27 protein-coding genes and 1 tRNA gene are annotated in these 26844 nt (G+C 71.2%); 12 read left to right on the forward strand and 16 right to left on the reverse strand.

Features of this window, described 5'->3' with window-relative positions; genetic code table 11:
• Positions 1-123: 123 nt before the first annotated feature.
• Together PBV52_RS42505 and PBV52_RS42510 are read left to right on the forward strand one after the other, a co-directional pair.
• Positions 124-477 (forward strand): MmcQ/YjbR family DNA-binding protein, encoded by a 354-nt coding sequence (locus PBV52_RS42505; RefSeq protein ID WP_274246423.1) that lies wholly within the window; start codon positions 124-126, stop codon positions 475-477.
• An 80-nt stretch (positions 478-557) separates the two neighbouring features.
• Positions 558-631, forward strand: a tRNA-Pro gene (locus PBV52_RS42510).
• Between the two features lie 229 nt (positions 632-860).
• On the opposite strand, the gene PBV52_RS42515 is transcribed toward PBV52_RS42510, so the two are convergent.
• The 9 genes from PBV52_RS42515 to PBV52_RS42555 all read right to left on the reverse strand — a co-directional run bounded on the left by PBV52_RS42515 (position 861) and on the right by PBV52_RS42555 (position 9885).
• On the reverse strand, positions 861-1388 hold the full coding sequence (locus PBV52_RS42515) for an NUDIX hydrolase family protein (RefSeq protein ID WP_274249922.1): 528 nt from the start codon (positions 1386-1388) through the stop codon (positions 861-863).
• Positions 1389-1430: 42 nt separating this feature from the next.
• Positions 1431-2615: an amidohydrolase family protein gene (locus tag PBV52_RS42520; RefSeq protein WP_274246425.1), complete on the reverse strand. Its 1185-nt coding sequence runs from the start codon at positions 2613-2615 to the stop codon at positions 1431-1433.
• Between the two features lies 1 nt (position 2616).
• Positions 2617-4020, reverse strand: a complete 1404-nt coding sequence (locus PBV52_RS42525; RefSeq protein ID WP_274246426.1) for a glutamine synthetase family protein — start codon at positions 4018-4020, stop codon at positions 2617-2619.
• 55 nt (positions 4021-4075) lie between these two features.
• On the reverse strand, positions 4076-4885 hold the full coding sequence (locus PBV52_RS42530) for an SAM-dependent methyltransferase (RefSeq protein ID WP_274246427.1): 810 nt from the start codon (positions 4883-4885) through the stop codon (positions 4076-4078).
• 147 nt (positions 4886-5032) lie between these two features.
• Positions 5033-5863 (reverse strand): hypothetical protein, encoded by an 831-nt coding sequence (locus tag PBV52_RS42535; protein ID WP_274246429.1) that lies wholly within the window; start codon positions 5861-5863, stop codon positions 5033-5035.
• 129 nt (positions 5864-5992) lie between these two features.
• Positions 5993-6691 carry a response regulator transcription factor gene (locus PBV52_RS42540; protein WP_274246431.1) on the reverse strand — a complete coding sequence of 233 codons (699 nt, stop codon included), beginning with the start codon at positions 6689-6691 and terminating at the stop codon, positions 5993-5995.
• Between the two features lie 78 nt (positions 6692-6769).
• Positions 6770-8782, reverse strand: coding sequence for an FtsX-like permease family protein (locus PBV52_RS42545; protein WP_274246433.1), 2013 nt, complete (start codon positions 8780-8782; stop codon positions 6770-6772).
• 29 nt (positions 8783-8811) lie between these two features.
• Complete coding sequence (locus PBV52_RS42550) at positions 8812-9495, reverse strand: ABC transporter ATP-binding protein (protein ID WP_274246434.1); 684 nt, start codon at positions 9493-9495, stop codon at positions 8812-8814.
• 18 nt (positions 9496-9513) lie between these two features.
• On the reverse strand, positions 9514-9885 hold the full coding sequence (locus PBV52_RS42555) for a DUF4333 domain-containing protein (RefSeq protein ID WP_274246437.1): 372 nt from the start codon (positions 9883-9885) through the stop codon (positions 9514-9516).
• A 150-nt stretch (positions 9886-10035) separates the two neighbouring features.
• On the opposite strand from PBV52_RS42555, the gene PBV52_RS42560 reads away from it, so the two are divergent.
• The 8 genes from PBV52_RS42560 to PBV52_RS42595 all read left to right on the forward strand — a co-directional run bounded on the left by PBV52_RS42560 (position 10036) and on the right by PBV52_RS42595 (position 18337).
• Positions 10036-11217 (forward strand): sensor histidine kinase, encoded by a 1182-nt coding sequence (locus tag PBV52_RS42560; RefSeq protein WP_274246439.1) that lies wholly within the window; start codon positions 10036-10038, stop codon positions 11215-11217.
• Between the two features lie 214 nt (positions 11218-11431).
• The gene (locus PBV52_RS42565) at positions 11432-12070 is read left to right on the forward strand and encodes a helix-turn-helix domain-containing protein (protein WP_274246441.1); all 639 of its coding nucleotides are present in this window, start codon (positions 11432-11434) and stop codon (positions 12068-12070) included.
• 45 nt (positions 12071-12115) lie between these two features.
• Complete coding sequence (locus PBV52_RS42570; protein ID WP_274246443.1) at positions 12116-13456, forward strand: Xaa-Pro peptidase family protein; 1341 nt, start codon at positions 12116-12118, stop codon at positions 13454-13456.
• Positions 13456-14433 (forward strand): thiamine pyrophosphate-dependent dehydrogenase E1 component subunit alpha, encoded by a 978-nt coding sequence (locus tag PBV52_RS42575; protein WP_274246445.1) that lies wholly within the window; start codon positions 13456-13458, stop codon positions 14431-14433. Before PBV52_RS42570 ends, PBV52_RS42575 begins: the two co-directional genes overlap by 1 nt.
• A complete protein-coding gene (locus PBV52_RS42580) occupies positions 14421-15401 on the forward strand; it encodes an alpha-ketoacid dehydrogenase subunit beta (RefSeq protein ID WP_274246447.1) in 981 nt (326 codons plus the stop codon). The genes PBV52_RS42575 and PBV52_RS42580 overlap by 13 nt, the downstream gene beginning before the upstream one ends.
• A 22-nt stretch (positions 15402-15423) precedes the next feature.
• A complete protein-coding gene (locus PBV52_RS42585; protein ID WP_274246449.1) occupies positions 15424-16776 on the forward strand; it encodes an amidohydrolase family protein in 1353 nt (450 codons plus the stop codon).
• Positions 16773-17651: a cupin domain-containing protein gene (locus tag PBV52_RS42590; protein ID WP_274246450.1), complete on the forward strand. Its 879-nt coding sequence runs from the start codon at positions 16773-16775 to the stop codon at positions 17649-17651. The genes PBV52_RS42585 and PBV52_RS42590 overlap by 4 nt, the downstream gene beginning before the upstream one ends.
• A complete protein-coding gene (locus PBV52_RS42595) occupies positions 17648-18337 on the forward strand; it encodes an SDR family oxidoreductase (RefSeq protein ID WP_274246452.1) in 690 nt (229 codons plus the stop codon). The genes PBV52_RS42590 and PBV52_RS42595 overlap by 4 nt, the downstream gene beginning before the upstream one ends.
• Before the next feature lie 101 nt (positions 18338-18438).
• Here PBV52_RS42595 and PBV52_RS42600 read toward each other — a convergent pair whose 3' ends face one another.
• The 5 genes from PBV52_RS42600 to PBV52_RS42620 all read right to left on the reverse strand — a co-directional run bounded on the left by PBV52_RS42600 (position 18439) and on the right by PBV52_RS42620 (position 21817).
• Entirely contained in the window at positions 18439-19257 is an 819-nt protein-coding gene (locus PBV52_RS42600; protein WP_274246454.1) for an SAM-dependent methyltransferase, read from the reverse strand.
• A gap of 58 nt (positions 19258-19315) precedes the next feature.
• Positions 19316-19966, reverse strand: a complete 651-nt coding sequence (locus PBV52_RS42605) for an endonuclease (RefSeq protein WP_274246456.1) — start codon at positions 19964-19966, stop codon at positions 19316-19318.
• Positions 19963-20295, reverse strand: coding sequence for a DUF3140 domain-containing protein (locus PBV52_RS42610; RefSeq protein WP_274246458.1), 333 nt, complete (start codon positions 20293-20295; stop codon positions 19963-19965). Before PBV52_RS42610 ends, PBV52_RS42605 begins: the two co-directional genes overlap by 4 nt.
• A gap of 86 nt (positions 20296-20381) precedes the next feature.
• The gene (locus PBV52_RS42615) at positions 20382-20864 is read right to left on the reverse strand and encodes a Dps family protein (RefSeq protein WP_274246460.1); all 483 of its coding nucleotides are present in this window, start codon (positions 20862-20864) and stop codon (positions 20382-20384) included.
• Between the two features lie 143 nt (positions 20865-21007).
• Positions 21008-21817 (reverse strand): alpha/beta hydrolase, encoded by an 810-nt coding sequence (locus PBV52_RS42620; protein ID WP_274246461.1) that lies wholly within the window; start codon positions 21815-21817, stop codon positions 21008-21010.
• A 137-nt stretch (positions 21818-21954) separates the two neighbouring features.
• Here PBV52_RS42620 and PBV52_RS42625 point away from each other — a divergent pair, with 137 nt between their 5' ends.
• Positions 21955-23142, forward strand: a complete 1188-nt coding sequence (locus tag PBV52_RS42625) for a thiolase family protein (protein WP_274246463.1) — start codon at positions 21955-21957, stop codon at positions 23140-23142.
• A gap of 66 nt (positions 23143-23208) precedes the next feature.
• A complete protein-coding gene (locus PBV52_RS42630) occupies positions 23209-23982 on the forward strand; it encodes a sulfite exporter TauE/SafE family protein (RefSeq protein WP_274246465.1) in 774 nt (257 codons plus the stop codon).
• A gap of 542 nt (positions 23983-24524) precedes the next feature.
• Here PBV52_RS42630 and PBV52_RS42640 read toward each other — a convergent pair.
• Both PBV52_RS42640 and PBV52_RS42645 read right to left on the reverse strand, forming a co-directional pair.
• Positions 24525-24680 (reverse strand): hypothetical protein, encoded by a 156-nt coding sequence (locus tag PBV52_RS42640; protein ID WP_274246467.1) that lies wholly within the window; start codon positions 24678-24680, stop codon positions 24525-24527.
• A 10-nt stretch (positions 24681-24690) separates the two neighbouring features.
• A complete protein-coding gene (locus tag PBV52_RS42645) occupies positions 24691-26697 on the reverse strand; it encodes a fibronectin type III domain-containing protein (RefSeq protein WP_274246469.1) in 2007 nt (668 codons plus the stop codon).
• Between the last annotated feature and the right edge of the window lie 147 nt (positions 26698-26844).

The following is a 26844-nucleotide window of genomic DNA, read 5'->3' on the forward strand; positions in this document are numbered from 1 at the left end:
CCTGGCCTGGGCGTGAGTATTTCGTTCATGAACTTCAGCTTCAGGGCCCGTTTCGTGGGGGCGGGGGGTGGACCGGCCTCTCTCACCAGGTGATTGTCAGTGTCGGCCGCTACCGTGCGTCTCATGCCGGATGCCGAAGACGTACGCCGTATCGCCCTTTCTCTGCCGGACACGACGGAGAAGATCGCCTGGAGCATGCCCACGTTCCGGGTCGCGGGCAAGATGTTCGCCACGCTGCCCGAGGACGAGACCTCCCTCGCGGTGCGCTGTCCCAAGGAGGAGCGCGACGAACTCGTCCTGGCCGAGCCGGAGAAGTTCTGGATCGCCGACCACGAGGCGCAGTTCGCCTGGGTGCGGGCCCGGCTCGCCGCCATCGAGGACGAGGACGAACTGCGCGACATCCTCGCCGACTCCTGGCGCCAGGCCGCACCGTCGCGCCTGCTGGATGCGCACCCCGAGTTGGGCCTGCCCGGATAAAGGAGTGCGCGACCACCGACCCGAGTGCGGTATTGTTTCCATGCGCGTTCGGCCGGGGGAAACCCCAGGTCAGACGGCACCGGGACGTGGCGCAGCTTGGTAGCGCACTTGACTGGGGGTCAAGGGGTCGCAGGTTCAAATCCTGTCGTCCCGACGGTGTCGACCAGCGGGTTTGCCAATCATGGCAGACCCGCTGGTTGCTTTTGTGGCGTCGGTCGCGGCTTCGGCACGGATCGCCCCGCTCGGGCGCCCTGTCGCACCGCCTCTTCAGACGCCGATCCTCCCGTCCGGGGTGGGCGGGCCCAGCAGTGAGCCGTCGGCCGGTACCGGGCCTTCGCCCAATTCCGGCCCCACCTGAGCCTCGCCCCACGTCCCCTCGGCGGTCAGATCACGCAGCCCACATGCGCCAGCGCCTGCTTCAGCAGCACCCCGTGGCCGCCCGGCATCTCGCTCTGCACCGCCGGTGACAGGGCCTCCTGCGGGCTGAACCAGACCAGGTCGAGGGCGTCCTGGCGGGGGCGGCAGTCGCCGGTGACCGGGACGACGTAGGCGAGGGACACCGCGTGCTGGCGCGGGTCGTGGTACGGCGTCATGCCCTGCGTCGGGAAGTACTCCGCGACGGTGAACGGCTGCAGGGAGGTCGGGACGCGCGGGAGCGCCATCGGGCCGAGGTCCTTCTCCAGGTGGCGCAGGAGGGCGTCACGGACGCGCTCGTGGTGCAGCACGCGGCCGGAGACCAGGGTCCGGCTGACCGTTCCGTCCGCTCCGATGCGCAGCAGGAGGCCGATGCTGGTGACCTCGCCGCTGTCGTCGACGCGCACGGGTACGGCCTCGACGTACAGGATCGGCATGCGCGCGCGTGCCATCTCCAGCTCGTCGGGGGACAGCCAGCCGGGCGTGGTTTCGGTCATGTCAGACATTGCTTGATCATACTTTCCGGGAATTGCGAACGCTCAGTCGCGGGGCTGACGGGGTTCTGTGGCAGGGGTGGGCGTGGGGACGGGTTCGGGGGCGGGAAGTCCGTAGAGGCGGCGGGCGTTGTCGCCGGCCGTCCACGCCGCGATCCGCAGCGCGTCCGGCAGGCTCAGTTCGTCGGCGTCCACCCGGTCCTGGAGCAGGTCGCCCAGGCCGCGGCGGAACGCCAGTGCGCCGAGCCGGTAGAACTCGGCCAGACCATACGCGTCGGAGCTGTACAACAGCTTGCGGAACGGCGTGATCTCCAGCGCCTCCGCCAGGATCGCCCCGGACCGGGCGGGGCCGACGTGGTGCAGGGTGAGGCCCACGTCCAGGTACACCTGCTCGAAGACCGCTGCCAGGTAGGCGGCCTGGCGCTGGTACGGCCAGCAGTGCAGGAGCAGGACGGGGACCGTGCCCTTGGTGAGGTGCAGCCAGTCCGTCAGGTGGGTGGGGTCCACCCGGTGCAGGCGGATGTCGTTGTCGCCGAATCCGGTGTGCAGCTGCAGGGGGAGTCCCAGGTCGACCGCCGTCCACAGCAGGTGCCGTACGAGGACCGGGTCGGCCAGCCGGCCGCCGTTCGCCGGCCAGTGCCGGGCCGCCTCGGTGACCTCCGCCGCCGAGGGGGGTGCCGGGTCCAGGTCGAAGCCGGTGCGGTAGGCGGCCACCGACTTCACGGCCACCACGCCCGGACGTCGTACGGCCTCCTCGGCGGCCGTGCGGAAGGCGGTGGCGTAGGCGTCCGGCTCGACTCCCTCGGCCACTACCGCTTCGGCGACCGTTTCCAGTCGCACCACCTCGTACGCGGTCGCGTCGGCGGTCTCCGCCAGTTCCGCGGGTGTGGTGATGCGGTGCGGGGTGTACCCGGTGTCGACGCAGAACGTCCCGGTTCCGGTGGCGGTCAGGAACCGGCGGTTCACCTCGTGCGCGCCGAGCTCCGCGCGCCGGGTCAGGTAGGCGTCGGCGGGGGCGTGGCGCGGCAGATCGAGCAGGGGTGCGCAGTGGCGGCGTACGGCCACGCCGGCCGGGGTGTCGAAGGGCGAGATGCCGGGCCAGGGCCCGCCCTCGGTGAGCAGGGACTCGAAGCCGTCCCTGTCCAGGTCGGCGGTGACGACCCCGTGGCAGTGATGGTCCACCAGCGGCAGCGCGGCGAGCGTCTCGTGGACCGGCCCTGTGGCGCTCATGTCAGTACTTCCAGCGGTACGTCGCCGCCACCTGGTCGTCGTCCAGCCCGGCGACGGCGCTCAGTTCGCCCTGTCGTACGGCGATCACGGCGTCGGTGAGGACCGGGCCCAGCGCGGCACGCAGCGGCTCGTTCGTGCGGAACTCCTCGACGGCCTCGCCCAGCGAGGTCGGCAGCCTGCGGACACCACGGGCCGTCGCCTCGTCCGCGCCCAGATGTGCCGGATCCCCGGTGATCTCCTGGGGCAACCGCGCCCCCGACGTCAGCACGTCCAGCCCGGCGGCGATCAGGCAGCCGAGGGCGAGGTACGGGTTGGCGGCCAGGTCCACCGGCTTGATCTCCAGGTTGGCGGCTTGGGCGCGATGGCCCGCCGTGCCGGTGACGACGCGCAGCCCGGCCTCCCGTGTCTCGTGGCCCCAGGCCGTGAACACCCCGGCCCACTGGGAGGGGCGCAGGCGCAGATAGCTGGCCGGGCTCGGCGCGGTCACCGCGGTGAGGGCGGGGAGGTGGGTGAGGATGCCGGCCGCGAGCGACTCGGCTTCGGGGCGCATGCCGTGGCGGCGGTCGCCGCCCGCGTGCAGGTTCACGCCGTCGCGCCAGGCGGAGAGGTGGACATGGCCGCCGTTGCCGACGCCCTGCCCGTGGACCGCCGGGGCGAAGGACACCGCGAACCCGTGGCGCTGGGCGACCGCGCGGATCGTCTGCCGCACCAGCACGCTGCGGTCGGCCGCCGCCACCGGGTCGAGCGCGGCCACGGAGAGTTCGAACTGCCCGGCCGCGTACTCGGGATGGAACTGTTCGACCTCCACGCCCTGCCGCGCGAGCGCCGCCAGCAGATCGGCCGCGCAGTCGCTCAACTCGACCTGGCGGGTGGCGCCGTACGCCGGGCCGGACACCGCCGGCACGAACTCGCCGTCGGCACCGGGCGGTCGGCCGACGGCCCACTCGATCTCGATGCTCGCCTGGAAGGTGACGCCGTGGCGGTCGACGGCCTTCTGGACGGTGTGCCGCAGGAAGGTACGGCTGCACGCGGGATGCCGCTCGCCCTCCTGGGTGATCCGGTCGACCGGCGCCCACGCCCAGCCGGGCTGACCGGACAGCTCCGCCAGCAGGTCCAGGTCGGGGTAGAGGCGCAGATCGCCGTCCGGGGAGCCGAGGACGTCGGTGGTGACGATCGAGTCGTTCGCCAGGAAGGTGTCGAAGACCGGCGACATCCCGACGCCCCAGGCCGCCGCCGAGGCGAGCTTCGCCGTCGGGATCGTCTTCACCCGGCCGATGCCCGCCGTGTCGACGTAGGCCAGGACGATCCCGTGCACGCCCCGCCCGGACAGCTCGCCGCTGAGCGCACCGGCCCGTTCGACGTCACCGGGGCGTCCTCCCGGGACGGGGTCGGCAAGGGTGGTCATACGCTCTCCTCGAGCTCGGCCGGTCCGCGCCGGTCCGGGCGGTCCCCGCTGGGCGTCAGGGTTTCACGGCCACCGCGCCGTACTGCGGCACCGGGGCGGGCGAGCCCGAGGCGCGCCACTGCGAGCAGGCCACCATGCCCGGCTCCAGCAGCTCCAGCCCGTCGAAGAAGGCGGCGATGTCCGTGCCGCTGCGGGCGGTGATCGGCGGCGTGGCGTTCTCGTTCCAGAACTTCATCGCCGGGATCTGGCCCTCGCCGCCGAGCTCGGAGTCGAAGGTCGGGTGCGTCAGGACCAGGAGGCTGCCGGAGGGGACCGCGGCCAGGACGCGCCGCACGATCTCGCGGGCCTTGTCGTAGTCCAGGACGAAGTTGAGGATGCCCAGCATCATCACGGCGACCGGCTGGGTGAAGTCCAGGGTCTGCCCGGCGCGTTCGATGATGGCGTCCGGGTCGTGCACATCGGCGTCGATGTAGGCGGTGACGCCCTCGCGGGTGCCGGTCAGCAGCGTACGGGCGTGCACGAGGACGATCGGGTCGTTGTCGACGTACACGATCCGGGAGTCGGGCGCGACCAGCTGGGCGATCTCGTGGGTGTTCTCCGCCGTCGGCAGTCCGGTGCCGATGTCCAGGAACTGCCGTACGCCCCGCTCCTCGGCCACGAAGCGCACCGCACGGCCGAGGAACTCGCGGTCGGCGCGGGCGATGTCCCGGATGATCGGGAACATCCCGGCGACATGCTCGCCGACCTGCTGGTCGACCTCGTAGTTGTCCTTGCCGCCGATCCAGTAGTTCCACACGCGCGCGTTGTGCGCCACACCGGTGTTCAGCCTCGCCGACCCGCCCGACGGGGTGTGGCCATCACTCACGACTCGTCCTCTCCTCGCACGAACGACCGAAACCGGCCATCGCCGCCATTGTGCCTTTCGGTTGATCACGCTGTCCTGGGAATCGGCAGAGCCGGCAGGGCTGTTGGCGTGCGGTTGTCGGCGGGTGGGAGAGAGCCGCCGGCCGTGCTATTCGATCTCACTGGGGCTCGCGGCGGGCGTCTTCCCGGCCAGGACGTCCTCGAGGCGCTGGGTGCCGAGTTTCACCGCCTGCTCGACGGAGTCGTGCTCGTCCCCGTCGAGCCCGCCCGCCGTGACGGTGATCGCGTCGTTGCCGACGCGCACGGCGGCCACGTCCAGGGTGAGCGTGGCCTCCTCGCCGCCGGTCCTGCCCTGCACCGTCAGGCGCAGGCCCTCACGGGCGTCGCCCACGTCGGGCAGCGTGGTCTCGATGACCTGGACGGTGCGCTCCTCGCCGTCCTCGGTCATCGTGAACTGGTCGCACTCGTCCGGCAGCTTCGCCATCCAGTTCAAGGAGTCCTGCGGGTCGCTCCGGTCGTAGGAGGCGACCTGGTACAGCAGACGTGAGTCGTCCTGCGTGAAGCCGCGCAGCGCGTTCGCTCCCGACGGCTTGCCCAGCAGGTCGTCGTCGTAGAGCGAGTCCATGAGCCGCTGACAGTCGGCGGCGTCGGCCTTGGCGGTGAGGAAGTCCGAGACGTCGACCGTGCCGATGAGCAGGCTGTCGTGCCAGTTCTCGGCCTCGGTGTCCTTGACCTGCGTCCACTCGTCCTCGATGTCCGCCTCGGTGATCAGCGCCGCCTGTGCGCCGGCCTCGGTGAGGACGGGGCTGGGAGAGGAGGTCGGCTGCTTGCGGGCGAGCGGTGACGCGGAGACGTCCGAGGCCCGTGATCCGGTTCCGGTTCCGGCGCCGTCGTCCGAGCAGGCCGCGGTGGTCAGCAGCGCGCCTGCCGCCAGAGCCGAGGCGACGACACGGACGGGGCGGGAAGGACGACGGCTCATTGCGGGTCTCCTGAGGACGCGGGGTACGTGAGAGGACACGGGACACGTGCCCTCAGCGCACCACCGGCCCTCTCGGCCCACCAGTGGCACCGGCCCGTTCGGGTGAGCGCGGCCGGCAGGCCCGACGCGTCACGTGCCGGGCTGCCCGTATCCGTGCTGCCAGGCCCAGGCCGCGATCTCGACGCGGTTCCGGGCGGACAGTTTGAGCTGGACGCTGGACAGGTGCGTCTTGACCGTGGACAGGGAGACGTACAGCTCGGCGGCGATCTCGGCGTTCGTCCGGCCGAGGGCGACCAGCCGGACGACGTCGAGCTCGCGGTCGGTCAGGGGCTCGGTGGGCGGGGCGGGCTTCGCCGGGGCGGCGGAGACGGTCTGCGGGGCGGTGACGTGCTTGAGCAGGCGGACCGTGACCGACGGCGAGACCAGCGAGTCGCCGGCCGCGGCGGCGCGGACCGCCTCCGCGAGGAGAGTAGGCCCCGAGTCCTTGAGCAGGAACCCGCACGCGCCGCCGCGCAGCGCCCCGTACACGTACTCGTCGAGGTCGAACGTCGTCACCACGACCACCCGCATCGGGTCCGCCACGTCGGGACCCGCCAGCAGCCGGGTCGCCTCCAGGCCGTCCAGCTTCGGCATCCGGATGTCCAGCAGACACACGTCCGGCCGCTCCCGCCGGGCCAGCGCCACCGCCTCCTCGCCGTCGGCGGCCTCGGCGACCACGGTGATGTCGGGCTGGGCGTTGAGGAAGAAGCGGAAGCCGGTGCGGACCATCTCCTGGTCGTCGGCGATGAGGACGCGGATGGGCGCGCCGGGCGGGGTCGGGACGGTCATGGCTCGATCATGCCCTACGGGGTTCACGCAGGGGCTGGCCCCCAGCTGCGGGCAGGCCCCTCGGCGGTCGGTCGGGTCTCAGTCGGCGGTCTGTGCGGGGTCGGCGGTCACCTTCCGCAGCAGCGGTCGGCTGCCGGAGATCGCGGCGAACATGGCGAGCGCGCCGACGACGACACAGACGACGAGTTCGATCGCCCCGGTGGTGTTGATCGTGGCGCCGGCCGCCTTGTTGAGCTGGTAGGAGCCGTAGGCCCCCATGGCGGTGGTGCCGCCGGCCAGGACGGCCAGGGGGATGACGGTCTCCCGGACCCGTGCCTTGTCCAGCACCTTCAACGGGGTTCCCGCCAGCCGCAGCAGACCGTAGACGCGGCGCCGGTCCAGGACGTTCGCCGCGGCGGTCAGACCGGCGGAGGTGGCGGCGACGAGGAAGCTCAGCGCCAGGGTGCCGATGGTGACGGCGTCCAGGCGGTCGAAAGTGGCCTTGTCCGAGCCGCCGGCGTAGTCCTGGCCGTAGGGGAGCCGGCCCGCCCCGAGCGGGGTGAGGGCGGTGACGGCCGTGTCCAGCTGCTCCTGGCCGCCCTCGACGTGGGCGATGACGCCCGGGCCGCCGCCGAGGAGGTTGTCGTAGGCGTCGGCGCGGCCGGTGGTGACAGTCGCGGTCACGCCCGCCCGGTGCAGCAGGGTGCGCGCCTGGGCCGCGGTGTGCCGGGCTTCGGAGGCGTGGGCCGTGGTCACGGCGACCTGGCCCCGGTACTGGGAGGTGTCGGCGCCGAGGAGGCTGACGGCGAAGAACCCGGCGGCGAACCCGGCCAGCACCAGTCCGCTGACGGTTCGCCAGGCGCCGCGCGGGTCGTCGCTGAGCCGGCGGCCGGCCAGCAAGGTCGCCGGACGCTTGGCGAACCGGCTCACCAGGCGGCCGAGCCGGTCCACCACCCAGGGGCCGAACAGCCAGAACGCGCCGTAGAACAGCAGGAGCAGGGCGACGGCCTGCTTCGCCTGCAGGCCCCCGCCGCTGAACATGAAGATGACGGCCAGCGCCGCCGCGAAGAAGGCGAGGCGGATCATGCGGGTGCGCCGGGGGTCGGCCTGCTGGGCGACGCCGAGGGGCGAGGTGGCGACCTGGCGCAGCATCGAGACCGCGCTGACGGTGATGAGGGCGGTGACCGCGACCACGACCGTCGCCAGCCAGGGCAGTCCGACCCACAACGTGCCGACGTACCAGGTGCCGACACCGAACGGCACCTGAGCGAGCGCGGGCAGCGACAGCACGTACGCGAGCGCCCCGGTCAGCGCCCCGGCCGCGCCGAGTGCCACCGCTTCCAGGGCGGTCATGGCGATGATCTGGCGCGGGGTCGCGCCGGCCAGCCGCAGGGCGGCGAGCCGCTGCTCGCGCCGGGCCGCGCCGAGGCGTCCGGCAGCCGCCGACAGCACGACGACGGGCATCGCGAGCAGGACGACACCCATGACGGCGATTCCCTGGTCCGCGGCGGTGAACACACTCGCCGTGTCGCCGCCGAACCCGGATATCTCCGCGTGCTCCGTCTGCGCGATGTCGAACCAGGAGGAGGTGTCCCCGGCGGCCTTCGAGACGGCCGGGTCGGTCGGCGCCCGTCCGACGACGGCGACGAGTTCGTCGGGGGAGGCGAGACCGGCGGTGCCGATGGTGCCGTAGGACGTCACCTTCGGGAAACGGTCGGCGAGTTGGTTCGTCGGCAGCTTGTGCAGCAGCTCGGCCAGGGAGGGGGACACGTACACCTCGCCCTGCTTCGGGAAGGAGCTCAGGCCGGGCGGCGCGGGCGTCTGCTTGCGGCCGGAGAGCTGGGCCAGGGAGACGACCGTGACGGGCTCCTGGCGGACGTACGTCGTGGCGAGTGCCTGGACCGCGGTGGCCCGCTCGGCCGGTACGGCGTCCGGGGTGCGCCAGGTGGTGTGGCCGGCGCGGGTGCCGGCGCCGAGAGTGGCGGCGATGATCACCAGCATCACGAACGCGCCGACGGCCGCGGCCCCGGCCGCCAGGAGGTGGCTCTGCAGGCCGCGGCGGCCGGAGGATCTGGTCAGGTGCCAGGTCAGGGGCAGGACGGGGGAACGCATGGCGGGCTCCGGGGGGGGGGAAGGCGGGGTCAGGCGACCGTGAACTGGCTGTAGTTGCTGATCCGGCCGTCCCGGACCTGGAGGACGCGGTCGCAGTGGGCGGCGACGTCGGCGTCATGAGTGACCATCACCAGGGCGGCGCCCGTGTCCCGGGTCGCGAAGGTCAGGAGCTGGATCACTTCGGTGCTGGTGCGCTGGTCCAGCGCGCCGGTGGGCTCGTCGGCGAAGACGACGTCCGGCTCGACGGCCAGCGCGCGGGCGATGGCGACGCGCTGCGCCTGTCCGCCGGAGAGCTGCCCGGGGCGGCGCTGCTCAAGCCCGTCCAGGCCCAGCGGCGCGAACCAGCGGCGGGCCCGGGCCACAGCCCGCTTGCGCGGCATGCCCTCCAGCATCAGCGGCAGGGCGACGTTCTCCTCGGCGGGCAGCTCCGGCAGCAACTGGCCGAACTGGAAGACGAACCCGAACCGCTTGCGGCGCAGCGCGCTCAGCCGGTTCTCGCCCAAGTCGTCAAGGCGCTCGCCGCGCAGCAGCACTCGGCCTTCGTCGGGCCGGATGATCCCGGCGAGGGTGTGCAGCAGGGTGGACTTGCCGGACCCCGACGGGCCCATGATCGCCAGCGAGTTGCGCTCACGGACCTCCACGTCCACACCGTCCAGGGCGGTGGTGGAGCCGTACTTCTTGACGAGGCCGTACCCGGCCAGAACGGTGCTCATGGTGTGTCGTGGCCCTTCTCAGCGCTCGAACTTCCAGGTGACGCTCTTCGCGTCGGCCTGGGTCACACGGACGGGGATGTCGACGGTCGCGCCGTCGCTCTTCTTGCCGGTGCAGGTGATGGTGGCTCCGGCCACGGCCTTCAGGCCGGTCGGGCAGGTGATGCCGGAAACCTTGTCGCCGACCCAGGGCAGCGGGTGGATCTTGCTCTCGGTGCGGCCCGCGACCACCTTCGCCGCGAGCGCCCGGTGGCCGTCCACCGACACCGTGCTGTACTCGTCCAGGCTGCTGGTCGACTCCGTGCCGGAGAGCAGATAGGTACCGAGGCCGCCCAGCGCGACCACAGCGGTCACGCCGCCGACGACGCCGACGAGGAACTTGCTGCGCTGCATCGCGTACTCCTGATGTCCGTGGTGAGGATGCGGCTCCACCTTCGCCCCCGCGCCCGGGCGCGCGCCTCGGCCATAAGGTCGGCGTCAGCGACCGGCCCCTCGGCCGATCGGCCGATCCCGCCGAGCACGGCCTCGCCTACCGTGATCGGCATGAAGTCCGTTTCCCCCCGCGGCTGCGCCCGGGGCTTCGCCGTGGGCGTCCTGCTGGCCGCGTGTGTCGTCGACGTCCTCTCCGCCGGCTCCGACGGGACGAGCGTCCTGCCGACGGCGAGCCCGGTCTGGCCGACCCTGGGTGTTCTGCTGGTGGGCCTGGCCGCAGTGCTGTGGCCGGAGGGGCGGCGGCCGGACTGGCTCACGCCCCAGGTGCGCACCGCCGTGCCCGCCCTCGTCTCCGCCCTGTACTCGGTGGGGTCGCTGGTGACCCTGAAGGCGAACGTCTTCGGTCCCGGTGAGGCCGTGATCCTGCTGTGCCTGTTGTTCATCGCGGTACGGCAGTGCCCGCCGCGTGCGGCCTGGTGGTGCGGCGCCCTCGACGTGGGCGCACTGTTGCTGCTGCCGGTTCGGTCGCTCGGGCCGTTGGACCCCGCCGTGCTGGGCTTCGTGGTGGCCGGCCTGGTGCTGATCGGCCTCTTCGCCGGGCTCGCCGTGTACCTGCGCACGATGGACTACCGGCGGACCCTCGCCGTCAGCGAGACCCGGCGCGCCGAACGCGTCGCCATCGCCGCCGACCTGCACGACTTCGTCGCCCACCATGTCACCGGGATCCTCGTGCAGACGCAGATGGCCCGCATGATGGCGCAGCCCCAGCCGCAGGACCTCGACCCCGTTCTGGCCGGTATCGAACGCGCCGCCACCGAGGCCCTCGCCTCGATGCGCCGCACGGTCGGCGTGCTGCGCGACACCGATGAGGAGGCGGCCGAACGCCGTCCGGTCGGCGACCTGGCGGGCATCGCCGACCTGACCGACGGCTTCGCCAGCCCGGTCCAGCAGGTCACCCTGCGCCGCGACCCCGCCGTCTCCGACGACCTGCCCCACGAGGTGCAGGCCGCGGCCTTCCGGGTCGTGCAGGAGGCGCTGACCAACATCCGGCGCCACGCGGCCGACGCCGCGCACATCGAGGTCCGCCTGCGGGACGACACCGGACGCCTGGAGGTGTCGGTCGCGGACGACGGACGGGGCGGCACCCAACTCCCGGCGGCCGCGCACGGCGGCGGCTTCGGCCTCGTCGGCCTGAAAGAGCGGGTGACCGCACTGGGCGGCGAACTGCACGCCGGGCCGCGCGGCGGCGTGGGGTGGGAGGTGCGGGCGGTGTTTCCGGCGGGGAAGTCCTGACGGGCGACGGGCGAAGACGGCCGTAGGGCTGAAGGGTGACGATGTCGGCGCGCAGCCGAGGATCCGGCTGATCTTCGGCCGGCCGACCCGCACTCACTTCTCTGTGGACGACGTGCGCGCGCCTACCGCAGACGTCCGCACGTATCTGGCGTCCGGGCCCGCCTCGGTTGTTCAATGGTGCTGCACACTCCGGGTACGGGAGAGGAGACCGTCCGTGTCACCTGCCGCCGTGCCGTCGCTCGGTGCACGGATCCGGCAGGCGCGCCTCGCGCGAGGGCTCAGCCTGCGCGGGCTCGCCCGCGAGGTCGGCGTCTCGGCGAGCCTGATCTCGCAGATCGAGAACGGCAAGAGCCAGCCCTCGGTCAGCACGCTGTACGCCATCACGACCGCCCTCGGCATCTCCGTCGAGTCCCTCTTCGAGGCGGGCGAGGCCGCGGCCGTGCCCTCGGCGGCAGCTGCGCCCGGCACCGTCCTGCACGCCCTGGCCGCCTTCGCCGCCGACCCCCACCGCCGCATCGGCCCCCTGGTCACCCCGGACGAGCGGGAGGTGCTGGAGCTGGACTCGGGTGTCGTGTGGGAGCGTCTCGGCCATGTTCCCGGCACCGATGTCGACTTCCTGCAGGTGACCTACCGCCCCGGCGGCGCCTCCTCCAGCTCCGGCGGCCTCATGCGCCACGCGGGCACCGAGTACGGCTGGCTGACCTCGGGCGAGCTGATCCTCACCCTCGGTTTCGACGAGTACACGCTGCGCCCCGGTGACGCGGTCTGCTTCGAGTCGACGACCCCGCACCGCTACCGCAATGATGGTGACGTACCGGCCGTGGGCGTCTGGTTCGTGTTCAGTGACACTTGACACTCGCCGCGTGCGGTCGTTCACTCCGAAGCGGGGGTGTTCGCCATGGCGATCCGCACATTCGGACCCAACGCCGTCGACTGGGAAGAGCGCGTCGACCTGGACCGGCTGCGAGGGCAGCGGCTGGCCCGACTCAACGAGACCCTGAACCGTTCCGAGCTGGGCGCGGTGCTCAGCTTCGACTTCGCCAACATCCGCTACATGACCGCCACGCACATCGGTACCTGGGCGATGGACAAGCTGATCCGCTTCGCCCTGCTGGTGCGTGGCGGCGAACCGATCGTCTGGGACTTCGGCTCCGCCGCCCGGCACCACCAGCTCTACAACCCGTGGCTCGACTACAGCGACGGCAAGGAGGGCGGCCCGCCGACCGGCGCCCGTGCCGGCATCTCCACGCTGCGCGGCGCCTTCCACCCGGACGCGGGTATAGCCCAGGACGTCGCCGCGAAGATCGCCACCGAGCTGCGCGAACACGGCCTGGCGGGCGAGCCGCTCGGCATCGACGTCGCCGAGATGCCGGTCCTCACCGCCCTGCGCGCCGAGGGCATCGAGGTGGTCGACGGACAGCAGGTCTTCCTGGAGGCCCGCCGTATCAAGACACCGGACGAGATCTCCCTGCTCACCCAGGCCTGCGCCATGGTCGACGCGGCGTACGAGGAGCTGTACGGCTATCTGCGGCCCGGCGTGCGCGAGAACGAGTGCGTCGGGGTGGTCAGCAAGGTCCTGTACGACCTGGGCAGTGAGTACGTCGAAGGGGTCAACGCGATCTCCGGCGAGCGCTGTTCACCCCACCCGCACGTCTACAGCGACCGCCTCATCCGCCCCGGCGACCCCGCCTTCTTCGACATCCTGCACAGCCACCTCGGCTACCGCACCTGCTACTACCGCACGTTCGCCGTCGGCAGCGCCTCCAGCGCCCAGCGCGACGCCTACGTCCGCTGCCGCGAGTACATGGACCAGGCCATCGCCCTGGTCCGCCCCGGTGCCACGACGGCCGACATCGTCGAAGTCTGGCCGCGCGCCGAGGAGTTCGGCTTCGCCGACGAGACCGCCGCGTTCGCCCTCCAGTACGGCCACGGCGTCGGCCTGTCGATCTGGGAGAAGCCGATCTTCAGCCGACTGGTCTCCCTGGACCACCCCGAGGTCCTCGAAGAAGGCATGGTGTTCGCCCTGGAGACCTACTGGCCCGCCGCCGACGGCTGGTCCGCCGCCCGGATCGAGGAGGAACTGGTCGTCACCGCCGACGGCTGCGAGGTCATCACCAAGTTCCCGGCGGAGGAACTGCTGGTGGCGGGCCGCAAGTACTGGACGGTGGGCGGCGAGCTCAACACCCGCCGTGAGGCGCAGTCCCACCTCAACACCTCTCGCGGCGACGGGACGCGCTGATGGATCCGGCCGAACTCCTCGCCGCCTACGAGCAGATGGCCGTCATCCGCCGTACGGAGAAGGCCGCCCACGACCTGTTCCTGCAGGGCCTCGTCAAGGGCACCACCCACCTCGCCGCCGGACACGAGGCCATCGCCGTCGGCGCGAGCGCCGCCCTGCGCCCCGACGACTACGTCTTCGCGACCTACCGGGGCCACCACCACGCCATGGCACGCGGCGCCACCCCCGAGGAGTGCCTCGCCGAACTCATGAGCCGGGCCACGGGGTTGTGCAAGGCCAAGGGCGGCTCCATGCACCTGACCAAGGCGGCCACCGGCATGCTCGGCTCCTACGCCATCGTCGGCGCCCACCTCCCGATGGCGGCCGGCGCCGCCTGGTCGGCCCGGCTGCGCGGCACCGAGCAGATCGCGGTCGCCTTCTTCGGCGACGGCGCCACCAACATCGGCGCCTTCCACGAGGCCCTCAACCTGGCCGCCGTATGGAAGCTGCCCGTGCTGTTCGTCTGCGAGAACAACCTGTACATGGAGTACACCCCGATCGCCGACGTCACGGCGGTGCCCCGGCCCGCGGCCGACCGGGCGCCCGCGTACGGCATCCCGGGCGAGGTGGTGGACGGCAACGACGTCGTCGCCGTACAGGAGGCGGTGGCCCGGTTCGCGGGGCGGGCCCGGGCGGGGGACGGGCCCGCGCTGCTGGAGGCGGAGACCTACCGGCACTTCGGGCACAGCCGCGCCGACCCGGCCACCTACCGTCCGGCCGAGGAGGTCGAACGGTGGCTGAAGCGCGATCCGTTGGACCTGGCGCGCGGGCGGCTTGTCGCGATGGGCGTGTCCCAGGCCGTGGTCAGTGAGGCGGACGACCGGGCAACGGCCGTCGTGCAGAAGGCCGTTGAGGCCGCGAAGGCCGGGCCCGCGCCCGATCCGCGCGAGGCGCTGAGCGACGTATGGGCCGACGGAGGTGCGGCGTGGCGGACGTGATCAGCTACCGGGAGGCGGTCGCCGAGGGCATCGCGCGGGAGATGCGGCGCGATCCCACGGTCGTATGCCTGGGTGAGGACATCGGCGAGGCGGGTGGGGTGTTCAAGACGACCGTCGGGCTGCGCAAGGAGTTCGGGCCCGAGCGGGTGTGGGACACGCCCATATCCGAGCAGGCCATCGTGGGGGCCGCCATGGGTGCCGCGATGACCGGGATGCGGCCGGTCGCCGAGATCATGTTCTCCGACTTCCTGGCCTGCTGCTGGGACTACCTCGCCAACGAGATCCCGAAGGTGCGGTACATGACGGGCGGTCAGGTCACCGTCCCGCTCGTCGTGCGCACCGCCAACGGCGGCGGGCTCGGCTTCGGCGCCCAGCACTCCCAGGCCACCGAGAACTGGGCGTTCACGATCCCCGGCCTGAAGATCGCGGCACCTGCGACCCCCGCCGACGTGATCGGCATGATGGCGGCGGCGATCCGCAGCGACGACCCGGTCGTCTTCTTCGAGCACAAGGCGCTGCTCGCCACCAAGGGAGCGACCCCGCCGCCGGACCACGTCGTCGAGCTGGGCCGCGCCGCCGTCGTCCGTGCGGGCGCCGACGTCACGCTCGTCGCCCTGGCCTCGATGGTGCCGGTCGCACTGAAGGCCGCCGATGTCCTGGCCCGCGAGGGCATCGAGGCCGAGGTCGTGGACCTGCGCTGTCTGGTGCCGCTGGACATGAGTACCGTGCTCGCCTCGCTCGGCAGGACCTCGCGGCTCGTCACCGTGGAGGAAAACCCGTACCAGGGCGGCTGGGGCGCGACGGTCGTCTCGGTCGTCGCCGACGAGGGGTTCGCTCTGCTGGACGCGCCGGTCAGGCGGGTGGCGGGGGAGTGCGTGCCCCTGCCGTTCGCCGACGCACTCGAAGAGGAGGTCATCCCCACCGTCGACAAGGTCGTGGCGGCCGTACGCGGCCTCGCCGCCTACTGAACACCCCATGGGAGGAAGAACGATGCCCCATCGGATACTGCTGCGCGCAGGACACGTGCTGTCGATGGACCCCGACATCGGGGACCTCCCACAAGGGGACGTCCTCATCGAGGACGGGAAGATCGCGGCGGTGCGGCCGGAGATCAGCGCCGACGCCGAAGTGCTCGACATGACCGGCCGGATCGTGATCCCCGGCTTCGTGGACACCCACCGCCACACCTGGGAGGCGCCGATCCGGGGCGTCGCCCCCGACGCCACCCTGGACGACTACTTCGTCGACATCCTCGACACCTTCGCCCCGCTGTACACCCCCGAGGACGTGTACGCCGGCAACCTCGCGGGATCGCTGGAGTGCCTGAACGCCGGTATCACCACCCTCGTCGACTGGTCGCACATCAACAACACGCCCGCCCACCCGGACGCCGCGATCCAGGCGCTCACGGAGACCGGCATCCGTGCCCAGTACGCGTACGGCAGCGCCAACACCTCGCTCGCCGACTACTGGTTCGAGAGCAAGATCGCGGTACCGGGCGACGACGTACGGCGGATCCGCAGCACCTGCTTCGCCTCCGACGACGGCCTGCTCACCATGGCACTGGCCACCCGTGGCCCCGGTTTCTGCACCGACGACGTCGTCACCGCCGAGTGGGCCCTCGCCCGCGACCTGGGCATCCCGATCACCGTGCATGTGGCGATGGGCCGCCTGGCGGGCCGCTTCGGCATGGTCAAACAGCTCCACGGGCTGGGGCTCCTCGGCTCCGACACCACCTACGTCCACTGCTGCTACTTCAGCGAGGAGGAGTGGCAGATGGTCGCCGACAGCGGTGGCACGGTCTCGATCGCACCGCAGGTCGAGATGCAGATGGGGCACGGCTGGCCGCCCGTGATGAAGGCCATCGAGCACGGACTGCGGCCGTCCTTGAGCATCGACGTCGTCACCACCGTGCCCGGCGACATGTTCACCCAGATCCGCGCGGCCTTCGGCGCCGAACGCGCCCGTGTCAACGCCGACTGCTGGAAGGCCAACATGCCCGTGCCCGACACCATGTTGACGGCACGTCAGATGCTGGAGATCGCGACCCGCAACGGCGCCCACGTGGCGGGCCTCGAGCACCGCACCGGCTCCCTGACCCCCGGCAAGCGCGCCGACGTCGTCGCGATCGACGCCACCGCGCTGAACGTCGCCCCCGTGCACGACGCGGCAGCGGCCGTGACCCTGTCGGCCGACGTCTCCAATGTCGACACGGTCATCGTCGACGGCGTGATCCGCAAGCGCGACGGCAGGCTCCTGGCCGACCTCGACCGGGCCCGGCGCCTGGTCCAGGAGTCCCGCGACCGGCTCCTGGCGGCGAAGGAGGCGAGGAGCGCGGCATGACCCGACACCTGGTGCGCCGGGCCGCCGACGTCCCGGAGCCGCCGCCGTACGACGAACTCGGATACCGGCGGCGGGAGTTGGTGGGCGATGGCGACGGAAGCGTGCACACCGGCTTCGGTCTGTGCGGGATACGGCCCGACGGCCGGGTCGCGGCCCATGTGCACTCGTACGAGGAGAGCTTCCATGTGCTCTACGGGGCTGTGATCCTCGATGTGCCCGAAGGGTCGTACCTTCTCGAAGAGGGCGACTACGGCCTCCTCCCGACCGGCGTCCCGCACGCCTGGCGCGGCGCCGGGGACATCGCCGGCCGCTGGGCCGACATGCTCGCCCCCGTGCCGCGGGCCCGCTACGGGTACGACACCCAGGCGGTGCCCGCGCTGCCCGAGCTCGACCCCGTCCGCATCGACGTCCGGGACCCGCGTACCCGGTCCTTCGGCCACTTCGAGCCCGTGCAGATGGATCCCGGCAAGCAGGCGCAGGACCTGCTCGCGGTGTCGGCGAGCATGCGCACCGCGCTGCTCGTGTACAGCGGCATCACCGTGAAGATGATGGTCGACAGCGACCTGGGCGCGGTCGCCTCGACGATGTTCATGGTGCAGTACGCGCCCGACGGCGTCGCCGGCACGCACGACCACCCCTTCGAGGAGACGTACCTGTTCCTCGAAGGGGAGGCGGACGCGGTGTTCGACGGCGAGCGGTACCGGCTCGGTCCCGGCGACTGCGCCTGGGCGGGGGCCGGTTGTGTGCACGGCTTCGCCAACGCCGGTCAGGGGCCGCTGCGTTGGCTGGAGACACAGGCGCCGCAACCGCCGCCGCGCCACTCCTACCGGTTCACGCGGGACTGGGAGTACCTGAGGGAGGCCCTGGAGTCATGAACAGCGTTCTCGTTGTGGGCGGTACGTCCGGGATCGGCCTGGAGTTCGCCCGGATGCGGGCCGGACGCGGGGACGAGGTCGTCCTGACCGGCCGCGACGGCCATCGCGCCGACACCATCGCCAAGGAGTTCGGCGCCCGCGGAAGCGCCCTCGACCTCGGCCGGCCGGGGGAGATCGCCGCCGCGCTGGCCGACGTCGGGCGCGTCGACCACCTGGTCCTCGCGGGCGTCTCCCGCGACGACAACAAGGTCACCGAGTACGACATCGACGCCGCCCTGCGGCTCGTCACCCTCAAACTCGTCGGCTACACCGAGGTCGTGCACACCCTGGTGTCCCGGCTGCACGACGACAGCGCGATCGTGCTGTTCGGCGGACAGGCCAAGGAGCGGCCCTACCCGGGCGCGACGACGGTCGCGACGGTCAACGCGGGCGTGCGCGGACTGATGAACACCCTCGCCGTCGAACTCGCCCCGATCCGGGTGAACGCCGTCCACCCGGGCGTCGTCGGTGACAGCCCCTACTGGCGGGACAAGCCGGAGAAGGTGCTCGCCGCCCTGCGCACCGAGACCCCCACGGGGCGGCTCGCCTCCATGGCCGACGTGGTCGACGCCGTGGACTTCCTGCTGCGCAACGGGTCGGTCAACGCGGTCGAACTGAGCGTGGACGGAGGGTGGTTGCTCGGCTGAGCGAGAGCGAGAGCGAGAGCGAGAGCGAGAGCGAGAGCGAGAATGAGAGCGAGAGCGTGGGGCGAGGGCGAGGGGTGCGAGGGCGCGGGGCGGGTGGGGGATCAGCGCTTGAAGCCGACCGCGCCGTACAGCGAGACGGGTTCTTCCTTCCCCCCGTTCTCGCCGGCGTTCCCGCCCGCGACGGGCCGCCAGTCCGACAGGGAGACGATCCCCGGTTCCAGCAGTTCAAGTCCCTTGAAGAGTCGGCCCACTTCGGCGTGCGAACGGGCCACGAGCGTCACCCCGCTCGCGGTGTAGGCCTCGATGCCCCGTCGGACGTTCTCCGGATCGAAGTCCGCCGTCATCGCCGACAGCACCAGACAGCTGCCCGGCGCCAGCGCGCCGACCAGCGTGTCCACGAGCTGATGGGCGCCGTCGTCGTCCGCGATGAAGTGCAGCAGCGCGATCAGGGACAGCGCGACGGGCCGGTCGAAGTCGAGGACGGACGCGGCCTGTTCGAGAATCCGCTCCGGCTCACGCGCGTCGGCCTGCACATACTCGGTCACACCCTCCGCAGTGCCGCGCAGCAGGGCCGCCGCGTGAGCGAGCACGATCGGGTCGTTGTCGACGTACACCACCCGTGCGTCCGGGACGACGGACTGGGCGATCTGGTGCAGATTGGGCTCGGTCGGGATGCCGGAACCGACATCGAGGAACTGGCGGATCCCCGTTTCCCGGACGACCGCCCGGGTGGCCCGCTCCATGAACCGCCGGTTGGCCCGCGCTTGTCGCGGAGCGTCCCCCTGCATCGCGGTGATCTGCCGTCCGAGTTCCTCGTCGACGGGGTAGTTGTCCTTGCCGCCGAGGAACCAGTCGTACACCCGGGCCGGATGCGGCCTGCTCGTGTCGATACGTGAGACGGCCGGCTCGGTCCCCGTCACGCAGGCCTCCTGTGCTCGACTGTGCTCGACAACGGCGTGTCCGAGCAGTCTTTCACGATCACGCGGCCCGGCGGAGGCTGTCTTCGGCCACCTCCTTGTCGACGGCCGCACGCACCAACGCGGCCGCGAGCACGGCCGGTTCGGTGGTGTTTCCGGCGAGGTCGGCCAGCCGGTCCGGGTCCTTGGGCAGGCCGAGCCGCTGCGCGCCCGAGAGCGCCTTGCCGTCCAGGTAGGGGGCCACTTCCGGCCAGACCCGCTGGGCCTCGCGCAGGAAGATGTCGGCGCCGGCCGGACCCATGCCGGGGAACTCCTGGAGCAGACGGCGCAGTTCGGCGATGTCGCCGTCCGCCTCCTCGCGCAGCCGCCGCAGATCGCCGCCCCAGCGCTCGGTCAACAGCTCGGCACCGTCGCCGAGTTGGGTGGCGGTGCGCTCGTCGTAGCGCCGGTAGCCGCCCCGGCCCAGTGCGTCCACCCGCGCCTGCCAGTCGGCGTCGGCCATGCGGCGCGGATCGCGCAGCCCCGCCTCGTACACGGCGCGGGCGGTGTCGAGGGCGATCGAGCCACGGATGCGGGCACTGAGCAGGAGCGCCAGCACCAGCAGCCGGTACAGCGGCTGCGGGGTGTCCTTCAGCGGGATGCCCGCTTCCTCGGCGAACGTCTGCCCGTGCGCGCGCACGAGTTCCCGTACCACGCGCTCGTCGTCGCTCATGGCCGCAGCGGATCGTGGCCGATCGTCATCAACTGATGCCGACGGCGCGTCTGTTCCGGCTCGGGCTCGTTCTCCAGGTCCGCCTCGGTGCTGACGGTGTCCACGACGTCGTACATCACCTGGATGTCGTCGTCCGTGAGATCGGTGCGCCGCTTCTGGAGGATCGCGAGGACGTGCTGCCCGGTCGGTGTGCCGGCCTGGTCCGGCAGCGGCTCGGTCTCCTCGTCCGCGTCACTGACCCGCAGCCAGGCGGCCAGCTCCTGCGAGGTCATGTTCACCACGCGGTGGAAGTCCTGCCACAGTGTGTCGAGTTCGAGGGCGTCGGTCATGGTGCCCCTCCTTGGCTCCTTGGCGAGTACGGCTCTTCACGTCCGGTGTGCGGCTCTTCCCGTACGGCGTTCCCCCTACGGTCGTGTCACTCGTCGCGCGGCCGGTTCTCGGCGTCGAACATCCAGCGCTGCTTCTCCAGCTCGCTCGTGATGCCGATCAGCAGGTCCTGGGTCACCGGGTCCGGCTCGGCGGTCGCGTCGATGCGTTCGCGCAGCCGCTCTATGGCCGCCCCCAGGGCGTCCACGACCAGCTGGACGACCTCCGTGTCGCGCAGCCAGCCCTCCTTGGGGCCGGGCAGCGTGTAGGCCGCGGCGATGGTCTCCGGCCGGCCGTCGGGCGGCAGGCCCAGCGCCGCGGAGCGTTCGGCGACCGTGTCGGAGAACGAGCGGGCCACCGACACCACGTCGTCGAGCTGCAGATGGATCGAGCGGAACCGCGGTCCCACGATGTTCCAGTGCGCCTGCTTCCCGATCAGCGAGAGTCCGAGAAGATCGACGAGAGTGCTCTGCAGGGCCTCCCCGGCGACCCGGCGAGCCGGTTCGGGAAGCGTGCTCTTGACGACAGTCATACCGAGCTCCTCCTTCTGGCTGTGTCCTGCTGGCTGTGTCCTGGGCGGTACGGAGCGGTGCGGCGCCGCACCGCTCCAGGCGCCGCGACCCCTCCATGCGGGCGCGGGTGCCCAGGGCGTACCGGTGCAAAACGCGACGTGTCTCAGTGCGCGAACACGCCGTCCAGGAAGCGGACGAGGTCCGCGAACACATCCGCCCTGTTCGTCTCGTGGAAGACCTCGTGCCGGGCCCCGGGGTAGACGCGCTCGGTCAGCTCGTCCCCGCGCAGCTCCTCGATGCCGACGCGGCTGCCGGGGAGCGGGACCAGGCGGTCCTCGTCGCCGTGCAGCCACAGCAGGGGCAGGCGCCCGAGGTCGCCGCCCTTCGACACGGTCTCCAGCATCCGGGTGAACGCCTTCACCGTCGGCCGCTTCATCGGGCCGTGCCAGACCAGCGGATCCACCGCGTACGCCGCGCCCACGTCGGGATCGCGGGAGAGGGCGGCGGGGCTGATGGGGGTGTCGGGGATCTCGTCGAGGGCGAGCAGCCGCCGGGGCAGGGCCCAGTCGCCGATCACGGGCCCGGACAGCACCAGGGCGGCGAGGTCGCCGCCGTGGAGCTGTGCGTAGCGGGCCGCGATCAGGCCGCCCATGGAGTGCCCGATCAGGACCACGGGCAGGTCCGGATGCGTGGCCCGGGCCAGGTCGGCGACGGCGTGCACATCGGCGACCACGTCCTCGAAGTCCTCGATCACCACACGCTCGCCCGCCGACCTCCCATGACCGAGGTGATCGGGCCCGAACACGGCCGCACCGTGCTCGACGAGGACGTCCGCCACCTCGTCGTACCGGCCGACGTGCTCCCCGTAGCCGTGGACCACGAGCGCGACGTAGCGGGGCCGAGGGTTCGGCCAGGCGCGGACGACGATCGCTCCCCGGCTTCCAGCAAGGACATGCTCGTGAGTGTCGGCCATGTCTCCTCGTCTCCTCCGGCTGCGTCGGTGAAGGTGCCCGGGGATCTTCCCAGGGCGCGGCGGGTCGGTCTATAGTCCAAAACTAGCGGTGCTAATTAAATGGGTGCCGATTCATACTGCCCGGTCAGGAGACTGTCGTGCGTCCCGTCCACTTCGCGGCCGCCCGCCGCACCCCCATCGGCAAACTGCGCGGAGCACTGTCGTCGGTACGGCCCGACGACCTCGCCGCGACCGTGATCCGGGGTCTCGTCGCGCAGGTGCCCGCACTCGACCCGGCACGCATCGACGACGTCTACTGGGGCGCCGCCAACCAGGCCGGCGAGGACAACCGCAACGTCGCCCGCATGGCCGCGCTGCTCGCCGGCCTGCCGGAGTCGGTCCCGGGCGCCACGGTCAACCGCCTGTGCGCCTCCGGCCTCGAAGCGGTCACCACGGCCGCCCGCACCATCGCCGCGGGCGAGGCCGACATCGTGCTCGCCGGCGGCTCCGAGTCCATGAGCCGCGCCCCCTTCGTCCTGCCCCGCCCCGACGAGGCGCTGCCGCACCGCATCGAGACCGCCGACACCCGCCTCGGCTGGCGCCTGGTCAACCCGGCGATGAAGGACCTGCACGGCTTGCTGTCCATGGGCGAGACCGCCGAGGAGGTCGCCGACCGGTACGGGGTGTCGCGCGAGCGGCAGGACGAGTTCGCCCTGCGCAGCCATCACCTCGCCGCCGAGGCCCGCAAGAACGGCCACTTCGACGACGAACTCCTGCCCGTGGAGCGCCCGGACGGCAGCACCGTCGACACCGACGAGTGCATCCGCGAGGACACCTCGTACGAGAAGCTGTCCCGCCTGAAGCCGGTCTTCCGCGAGGGCGGCACCGTCACCGCGGGCAACGCCTCGCCGATGAACGACGGCGCGGCCGGACTGCTCCTCGTCAGCGAGGAGGCCCTGAACGAACTCGGCCTGGAATCCCTCGGCCGCTACGTCGCCGGAGCCTCGGCGGGCGTGCACCCCGATGTGATGGGCATCGGCCCGGTCCCCGCCACCCGCAAGGTCCTGGCACGCGCCGAATGGAGCATCGCCGACATCCAGGAGGCCGAGTTCAACGAGGCGTTCGCGGCGCAGGCGCTGGCGTGCGTGGACCAACTGGGCATCGACCCCGACCTGGTGAATCCGAGCGGGGGCGCGATCGCGCTCGGCCATCCGCTGGGCTGCTCGGGCGCACGGATCCTGACGACGCTGCTGCACCGGATGCGGCGGACGGGCGCGGAGCGGGGACTGGCGACGATGTGCGTGGGGGTCGGTCAGGGGAGCGCGCTCCTGGTCGAACGGCACTAGCAATCTCCCAACTGGCGAGACGGTCCTTACCGGCATCCGTTGTCTGCACATAGCATCGGTCTCCGCATGGACACGATGAATCTCTGGCACATAACCGGTTGGGAGTTCGCCGCGCTCGCCTTCGCGGCCCTCCTCGTCGGCTTCTCCAAGACGGCCGTGAGCGGGGCCAACACGGTCAGCCTCGCCATCTTCGCGGCCGTACTGCCCGCCCGCGCCTCCACCGGCGTCCTGCTGCCGGTTCTGATTGCCGGGGACATCCTCGCTGTCCTCACCTACCGGAGGCATGCCCACTGGCCCACCCTGTGGCGGCTTTTCCCCGCGGTCGCGGCGGGCGTCGTCTTCGGCACGCTGTTCCTCATGTGGGCGGACGACGGGATCGTCCGCACGTCGATCGGCGCGATCCTGCTGCTGATGGCCGCGGTGACGGTGTGGCGCCGCCGTACGGCCGAGAAGGAGGACGAACCGGACTCGGTCACCAGCCGGGCCGGCCGGATCAAGGCCCGGTCCTACGGTGTCCTCGGCGGCTTCACCACGATGGTCGCCAATGCGGGCGGCCCGGTGATGTCGATGTACCTGCTCTCGGCCGGCTTCCGAAAGCTCGGCTTCCTCGGGACCTCCGCCTTCTTCTTCCTGATCGTCAATGTGTCCAAGGTCCCCTTCAGCGCCGGCCTCGGCCTGATCGACGGTCCCTCGCTGCTCCTTGACGCCGCGCTCGCGGTGTTCGTCGTGCCCGGTGCGCTGTTCGGCAAATGGGCTGTGAACCGGATCAACCAGCGACTCTTCGAGCAACTCGTGATCGCGGCGACGGTCGTGGGGGGCGTACAGCTACTGCTGCGCTGACCCGCGCAGGGGAGTGGGAAGGGGAGCCGGAGGCCGTGGGGACAGTGCGCCCGCGGGCTTGGTCAGGACACCGAGGATCTTGGCGGACCAGTCGGCTGAGGTTGCGGCTACCGCCGTCTTGCCGCCGAAGGCCGGAGAGTGCGTGAAGCCGAAGGGGGCGGGACGAGTGCGATGCCGGCCTGGAGGCGCTCCGCGGGCACGACGGACTCGCGGGTATGGCCGCAGTGGCCGCAGCCCCAGATGTGCCGGGCCGGCCGCTTGCGCCACACCGAGTCGGGCCGCCCGTCCCAGCGGGCGGTCAGCTCCCGCAGTTCGGGGGAGGCCCCATCCAGCGCGCGCCACCACAGCGACAGCAGCTGCCCGTCCTCGTCGTCGAGCCGGCTGCTGCGGCGACTTGCGTCGCCCGGTCCTGTATCCGACGCATGGCTGTCGCCATCAGCCAGGACCGGATTCTGTCCGCGTCGCGCAGCGAGCCGAGGTCGTCGACGGCGCGCAGCATGGTCTTCACCGGCTTGCAGTCTTTTCGCGGAGGAGGCCTCACCTCACCCGCGGCCGACGGCCAGGGCCACGTTGTCGGGCCCGGCGCCGACCGGGACGGCCTCCGCGCCCGCGCCGACGTCCGGGTAGCGGCTCACGGTGTCGTGAAACGGATGGTGCAATGTGGCGGTCGCCGCAAGCGTCTCGATTGGTCGCGTCATGCCAGTCGGTTCACTTGGCCCACGTCGTGCTGTCGAAGAGTTCCCCGTATTCGCTGTACGCATTGAACACGAGTTGGGTCGGACTGACCGAGCACTGCACGTACTCGAAACGCGCTTCCCTGTACGCGCTCCAGAACGGCTGGCTCATTTGGAAGGTGTTGAGCCCGTTGCCGCCACCGCCGGTGACGACGTACGTCACTCCCGTCTGATCGATCGCGCCCGCGCGCAGCGGATAGCTCCGTTCGTAGTTGTGGGAGTTGCCGGAGAGGCAGAGTGTGACTCCGTACTGCTCCAGGAGCGGAGTGAGATTGGTGAGGACCGTCTGCGAGCTGGAGCTGCTGGTCGTCGAGCTGTAAGGCGGGCGGTGCACGACGCAGATCTTCCACGCCGTGGTCGCGGCGGCGAGATCGGCGTTCACGAACGCGCGTTGCGGGGAGCCGGCCCCCAAGGGCTGCTCGCTGTCGACTACGAGGACGTGGACGTCGCCCCACTCATAGCTGTACCAGCGCTGGTTGTTCGGCGTCCAGAGGTTCCGCGCTGCCGCGCCGTCGCCGTAGTACTCCTTGTTCCCGTTCGCCGCAAAAAAGGTCCGGGTACGAATAACCGGGCCGTACTGTTTGTAGAAGCGGTTGTCGAAGTCGGAGTAGAAGTGCTCCGGATCCGGGTCCTGGGCATCCGGATACACGTTGTCGCCGACCGTCTGCACGAATTGAGCCGATGATGCGGCGATCAGGTTCGCGATTCTCGTCTCTTGCCCCGAGCCACCCCCGAAGTCGCCGACCGCCGCGAAGGTGAAGGCGGTGCCCGGCGAGGCTGCGGTCGTAAATCGGCACCCTCCGAACATGGCGTTTCCAGACCGCACCTGATAGCCGTACTCGGTTCCAGGAGCGAGCCCGCCGAGCAGCATGGCGTGCTGCAGCCGCGGAGTGGGATCGTAGACGCTGGCGCTGATTGTTCCGATCCCGTAGTCGACGGTGCTCGGAGCCGGAGTATTGGTCCACCACAGCACGCGTGCGCTCGTCCGGTCGGTCTGGACGACGTAGGGGCCACGGGTGACCAGGATGGTCCCCTCCGCTGAGGTGGTCCCGGTCCTCCCGGACGTGAGTGCTGAGACGTTGCCGGCGGAGTCTACTGCCGCGATCTTGTATGTATACGCCGTCGACGGGGTGAGTCCGTTGTCGGAGTACGTCTTGCGCAGCGGCTCCTCCACCGTGGCGATGAGGGCGTCGTTGCGGTAGACCCGGTAGCCGGCGACGTCGCTGGAGTTCGACGAGCCCCAGGTGACATCGAGCCGATTGCTGCAGTAATTCCGCACCGTCACACTGGAGCTCGACGGTGCCGAAGGGACGCCTGTGTCATTCGAGGTACGGGTCGTGATGACGATGGAGGCCGCCGGGCCGAGGTGCCCCGCGACGTCGACGGCGCGAACTGCGAACTGGTAGGTGCGGTTGGCGAACAGTTTGCTTGCGGTGTAGCTGGTGCCTCCGTCGGTCGTGGCGATCTGGACCAGGTCCCCGAGCGGCGCCCCGGCGGGGCCACGGAGGATCCGGTAGCCGGTGATCTTGGCTACGCTCGTGGACCGGGTCCAGGTGAGCCTCACGCTCGACGACGTGATCGAACTCGCCCTGAGGTTTGTCGGCGCCGTCGGCGGCGTTGTGGGGTCTTGCTGCTGGGTGACCACGACGACCGGAGCCGAGCGCGGCGACTCGATCCCGGCGGACACGGATGCGACCTCATAGCGATATGTCGTCGTCGGTGCCAGCGAGTTGTCCTCCAGCAAGGTGCCCGGCTGTTCGACGATCAACTGGTCGTCCCGGTAGACCCGGTAGGCATCGGCTTCGGCCACTGCAGTCCACAGCAGTCGTACGGTCGACGAGGTCAGCGCCTGGCCGGCGAGCAACGTCGGTGGAGCCGGTGCGGCGCTTGCCGCAGGTGGTGAGACGACGACATCGCCGATGTGCAGCGCGAGTCCGGCAGCGAGGGCACGTGCGACGAACGCGCGGCGGCTCAGAGCCATGGTCATTTCCTCTCTCGGCCGGCCGGTGTCAACGGCCGTGCATTCACGGTCGCCTCGTACACGACGACCGGTGTTTCTGTCAGACGTCCGCTCCATGGGCTGGTGACCACTCAGCAGGTCAGTGGTGCCGGCGACTCGAGCGCCTGC

The sequence above is a fragment of the Streptomyces sp. T12 genome (assembly GCF_028736035.1).
Classification (GTDB): domain Bacteria; phylum Actinomycetota; class Actinomycetes; order Streptomycetales; family Streptomycetaceae; genus Streptomyces.

What these genes read in the sequence shown, in the direction of transcription:
- PBV52_RS42535 (WP_274246429.1), bottom strand. Translation starts at nt 5,863, where the DNA reads ATGAGCCGTCGTCCTTCCCGCCCCGTCCGTGTCGTCGCCTCGGCTCTG.
- PBV52_RS42540 (WP_274246431.1), bottom strand. Translation starts at nt 6,691, where the DNA reads ATGACCGTCCCGACCCCGCCCGGCGCGCCCATCCGCGTCCTCATCGCC.
- PBV52_RS42585 (WP_274246449.1), top strand. Translation starts at nt 15,424, where the DNA reads ATGCCCCATCGGATACTGCTGCGCGCAGGACACGTGCTGTCGATGGAC.
- PBV52_RS42570 (WP_274246443.1), top strand. Translation starts at nt 12,116, where the DNA reads ATGGCGATCCGCACATTCGGACCCAACGCCGTCGACTGGGAAGAGCGC.
- PBV52_RS42555 (WP_274246437.1), bottom strand. Translation starts at nt 9,885, where the DNA reads ATGCAGCGCAGCAAGTTCCTCGTCGGCGTCGTCGGCGGCGTGACCGCT.
- PBV52_RS42630 (WP_274246465.1), top strand. Translation starts at nt 23,209, where the DNA reads ATGGACACGATGAATCTCTGGCACATAACCGGTTGGGAGTTCGCCGCG.
- PBV52_RS42550 (WP_274246434.1), bottom strand. Translation starts at nt 9,495, where the DNA reads ATGAGCACCGTTCTGGCCGGGTACGGCCTCGTCAAGAAGTACGGCTCC.
- PBV52_RS42595 (WP_274246452.1), top strand. Translation starts at nt 17,648, where the DNA reads ATGAACAGCGTTCTCGTTGTGGGCGGTACGTCCGGGATCGGCCTGGAG.
- PBV52_RS42620 (WP_274246461.1), bottom strand. Translation starts at nt 21,817, where the DNA reads ATGGCCGACACTCACGAGCATGTCCTTGCTGGAAGCCGGGGAGCGATC.
- PBV52_RS42525 (WP_274246426.1), bottom strand. Translation starts at nt 4,020, where the DNA reads ATGACCACCCTTGCCGACCCCGTCCCGGGAGGACGCCCCGGTGACGTC.
- PBV52_RS42515 (WP_274249922.1), bottom strand. Translation starts at nt 1,388, where the DNA reads ATGACCGAAACCACGCCCGGCTGGCTGTCCCCCGACGAGCTGGAGATG.
- PBV52_RS42505 (WP_274246423.1), top strand. Translation starts at nt 124, where the DNA reads ATGCCGGATGCCGAAGACGTACGCCGTATCGCCCTTTCTCTGCCGGAC.
- PBV52_RS42640 (WP_274246467.1), bottom strand. Translation starts at nt 24,680, where the DNA reads ATGACGCGACCAATCGAGACGCTTGCGGCGACCGCCACATTGCACCAT.
- PBV52_RS42575 (WP_274246445.1), top strand. Translation starts at nt 13,456, where the DNA reads ATGGATCCGGCCGAACTCCTCGCCGCCTACGAGCAGATGGCCGTCATC.
- PBV52_RS42545 (WP_274246433.1), bottom strand. Translation starts at nt 8,782, where the DNA reads ATGCGTTCCCCCGTCCTGCCCCTGACCTGGCACCTGACCAGATCCTCC.
- PBV52_RS42645 (WP_274246469.1), bottom strand. Translation starts at nt 26,697, where the DNA reads ATGGCTCTGAGCCGCCGCGCGTTCGTCGCACGTGCCCTCGCTGCCGGA.
- PBV52_RS42605 (WP_274246456.1), bottom strand. Translation starts at nt 19,966, where the DNA reads ATGAGCGACGACGAGCGCGTGGTACGGGAACTCGTGCGCGCGCACGGG.
- PBV52_RS42610 (WP_274246458.1), bottom strand. Translation starts at nt 20,295, where the DNA reads ATGACCGACGCCCTCGAACTCGACACACTGTGGCAGGACTTCCACCGC.
- PBV52_RS42520 (WP_274246425.1), bottom strand. Translation starts at nt 2,615, where the DNA reads ATGAGCGCCACAGGGCCGGTCCACGAGACGCTCGCCGCGCTGCCGCTG.
- PBV52_RS42590 (WP_274246450.1), top strand. Translation starts at nt 16,773, where the DNA reads ATGACCCGACACCTGGTGCGCCGGGCCGCCGACGTCCCGGAGCCGCCG.
- PBV52_RS42615 (WP_274246460.1), bottom strand. Translation starts at nt 20,864, where the DNA reads ATGACTGTCGTCAAGAGCACGCTTCCCGAACCGGCTCGCCGGGTCGCC.
- PBV52_RS42560 (WP_274246439.1), top strand. Translation starts at nt 10,036, where the DNA reads ATGAAGTCCGTTTCCCCCCGCGGCTGCGCCCGGGGCTTCGCCGTGGGC.